Here is a 2,517-nt window from a genome sequence, read left to right as displayed (position 1 = left end):
CGGGCCGTGCGCCTCGCCGGGCGATGCGGGCGGCGATCCTGCGGACAGGGGCGGACGAGATGCCCCGCCCCGCACGACAGGTTCCGGCGGCGGCTGACGGCTGTGTTGACGGCGGTGCGGTGCGCCTGCCCCTGATGCCCCGGTCCTTGGTCGGCGGAGTTTTCACCGGCGCTATGGTCGCCGTTTCGTGCAGGATTTCTCATGTCTCCTCTCGTGAACGGCGCCCCGCGTTACCTGCACCCACGGGCGCTGCTGGCCCTGCTGGCCGGGCATCCGTGGCGGCTGGCCTGCACCCGCTGCGCGTGGGCGCTGGCCGTGGCCGTGGTGATGTACCATTCGCTGATACCCCAGCCGGACATGCTGCTGGACGTGCCGAACATCGACAAGGTGTGGCACGCGCTGGCCTATCTGGTGCTGGCGGTGCTGGCGGCGGGGGCGCTGTGGGGCAACCCGCCTGCGCCCACCCTGTCCCGCATGGCGCGCCGGGCGGCGTGGTCCATGGCCCTGCTGGGCGTGGCCATGGAGTGCGCGCAGGCCTTCCTGCCCGGCAGGATGGCCTCTGCGGGAGACGTGGCCGCCAACACGGCGGGTGCCTGGCTGGGCGTGCTGCTGGCCGGGGTGCTGGCGCGGCATCTGGCCCGCTGGCATGGTGAGATTGCCGGTGATGCCGCGTCCGGGCGGGAAGCGGATTCCACAGCCTCGACAGCTCCCACCGCTTCCCCAACCACCACGGATGTCGGCGCGGCACGGACTTCGGGTAGATAGCGCGAAGCCGATCCGGCGGGATGGGCGCTCGGGCCGTCCGGAGGGATGTTCTTTCGGACAGCCTTTCGGGAACCCGGCCCGCAACGAAAACCGGCGGACGGGTTGCCCCGACCGCCGGTGATGCGAAATGCGCCAGTTGCGCGTAACGCCGCCAGTGGCGCGGCGTGTCCTACAGATAGTGTGGGGGCGGGCCGGTGTCCTCGCCGCCGTCGTCTTCCATGGCCCTTGTCAGCAGGCGCAGCCGTTCGCGCGTGGCCTCCAGCAGCCGTTCCGCCTCGTCCAGTTGGGCCTGCTGGCGCACCAGCGCGTCGTTCAGTTCGCGCAGGGTCTGTTCCTGAAAATAGACGGTTTCTTCCAGCCGGGTCAGGCGGTCTTCCAGTTCCTTGGTCATGGCGTGTATCCGTGATGTGGCGTTAGGTGGTCCATGCCCGGTGCGCAACCGTTTTCGGTCATGCGGGTGCCGGGCCGGGGCGTCAGGCCGGGACGTCAGGCCGGGGCATCTGCCAGGCGCAGCACAGTCGCGTATTCCTGAGGGGTTACCGGCTGCACCGAAAGGCGGCTGCCCTTGCGCAAGAGCTCCATGTCCGCCAGTTCCGGCAGGGTGCGCAAGTGGGCCAGCGATACCGGCTGGGCAAAGGTGCGCACCAGCCGCACGTCCACCATGAACCAGCGCGGCTTGTCCGGCGTGGAGGCCGGGTCGAAGTGGCGGTCCTCCGGGTCCCACGCGGTGTGGTCGGGGTAGGCCTCGCGCACGATTTCCACCACCCCCGCCACCGAAGGGTTGGTGACGCTGTGGTAGAACAGCCCAAGGTCGCCCATGCGCATCTCGCGCATGAAGTTGCGGGCCTGGTAGTTGCGCACGCCGTCCCAACTGGTGGTGGCGCCGGGCAGGGCGGCCAGGTGGGCGATGGAGAAGCAGCCGGGCTCGGTCTTGAACAGCCAGTGGCGGGGCATGACGCCTCCTTGCGGGGTTGCGTGGTCGATGCACCGGACGATACCCGCGCCGCGCGCCCCCGTAAAGCCCGCGCCCCCGTAACGCCCGTGCCGTGTTCTGCCGCGCCCGTGGGGAAGGGGGGGCGCGGCGCGCACTTGGCGGTGGCTGCGTTTTGGCGTAAGTGGTCGCTATGGGTGAAAACCCGCCGGAAGACCCCCGGAGGTTCCATGAAGGAGCGCAGGCCACCCCACCGCAAGGTGCTTCCCTTCCGCCGCACCCGCCGTGGCGGCGGAACCGGCGGTGATGCGCCGTGCGGAGCGCCGCGTCCTGCTGGTCCTTCTGATCCTGCTGGCCCTTCTGGCATGTCCGGTTTGTCCGGCGGCTTCGCGACGCCGGATGAGGCTGCCAACCCTGCCCGTCATGGTGGCCATGCCCGTCAGGGCGGGCGTGACGGTCCTGCCACTCCTGCCACTCCTGCCGGTCCTGTGGCCCCCGATGCCCCTTCGGCTCCCGATCTCCCCAATGGCGTACCCCGGTCGGTCGGCTCCCGCCCCCCGCGTGACGGCGGCCCGCCGGAACTGGTGGTGGTGCCCGGTCGAAGGGACCGCAGCCGCGTCCCCCGGTCATTGGGCGCCGTGGCTCCGTCCGGGCCGTCCTTCCAGTGCATGGACGACCTTGCGGATCTGGGAGGCCTTTCCGGACCCGTGGCCCCACTGGACCCAGCCGGGCCTGCGGGCATCTCGCGCCGCCCCGGCTGGCAGCCCACGTTGCGCCGCCTGCCCTTGCTCAAGCGCATCCTGCGCCGCTTCGCCGACGCC

General features: G+C 70.9%; 3 protein-coding genes and 1 pseudogene. 2 read left to right on the top strand and 2 right to left on the bottom strand.

Annotation, left to right across the window (positions count from 1 at the left end):
* The first annotated feature begins 201 nt into the window (after positions 1-201).
* Complete coding sequence (locus FVW20_RS12375; protein ID WP_196609853.1) at positions 202-765, top strand: VanZ family protein; 564 nt, start codon at positions 202-204, stop codon at positions 763-765.
* A gap of 169 nt (positions 766-934) precedes the next feature.
* Here the strand turns inward: FVW20_RS12375 and FVW20_RS12370 are convergent, their stop codons facing one another.
* Both FVW20_RS12370 and FVW20_RS12365 read right to left on the bottom strand, forming a co-directional pair.
* Positions 935-1,156, bottom strand: a complete 222-nt coding sequence (locus FVW20_RS12370; RefSeq protein ID WP_167125078.1) for a SlyX family protein — start codon at positions 1,154-1,156, stop codon at positions 935-937.
* A 95-nt stretch (positions 1,157-1,251) separates the two neighbouring features.
* Positions 1,252-1,719 carry an EVE domain-containing protein gene (locus FVW20_RS12365; protein ID WP_196609852.1) on the bottom strand — a complete coding sequence of 156 codons (468 nt, stop codon included), beginning with the start codon at positions 1,717-1,719 and terminating at the stop codon, positions 1,252-1,254.
* Between the two features lie 342 nt (positions 1,720-2,061).
* On the opposite strand from FVW20_RS12365, the pseudogene FVW20_RS12360 reads away from it, so the two are divergent.
* Positions 2,062-2,517 (top strand): annotated as a pseudogene (locus tag FVW20_RS12360) (hypothetical protein); the annotation flags it as partial.

Origin of the sequence: Nitratidesulfovibrio oxamicus (genome assembly GCF_015731765.1) — a bacterium.
GTDB classification, from domain to species: Bacteria; Desulfobacterota; Desulfovibrionia; order Desulfovibrionales; family Desulfovibrionaceae; genus Cupidesulfovibrio; species Cupidesulfovibrio oxamicus.
This window is presented reverse-complemented; position numbering and strand designations above follow the sequence as displayed.

What these genes read in the sequence shown, in the direction of transcription:
- FVW20_RS12370 (WP_167125078.1), bottom strand. Translation starts at nt 1,156, where the DNA reads ATGACCAAGGAACTGGAAGACCGCCTGACCCGGCTGGAAGAAACCGTC.
- FVW20_RS12375 (WP_196609853.1), top strand. Translation starts at nt 202, where the DNA reads ATGTCTCCTCTCGTGAACGGCGCCCCGCGTTACCTGCACCCACGGGCG.
- FVW20_RS12365 (WP_196609852.1), bottom strand. Translation starts at nt 1,719, where the DNA reads ATGCCCCGCCACTGGCTGTTCAAGACCGAGCCCGGCTGCTTCTCCATC.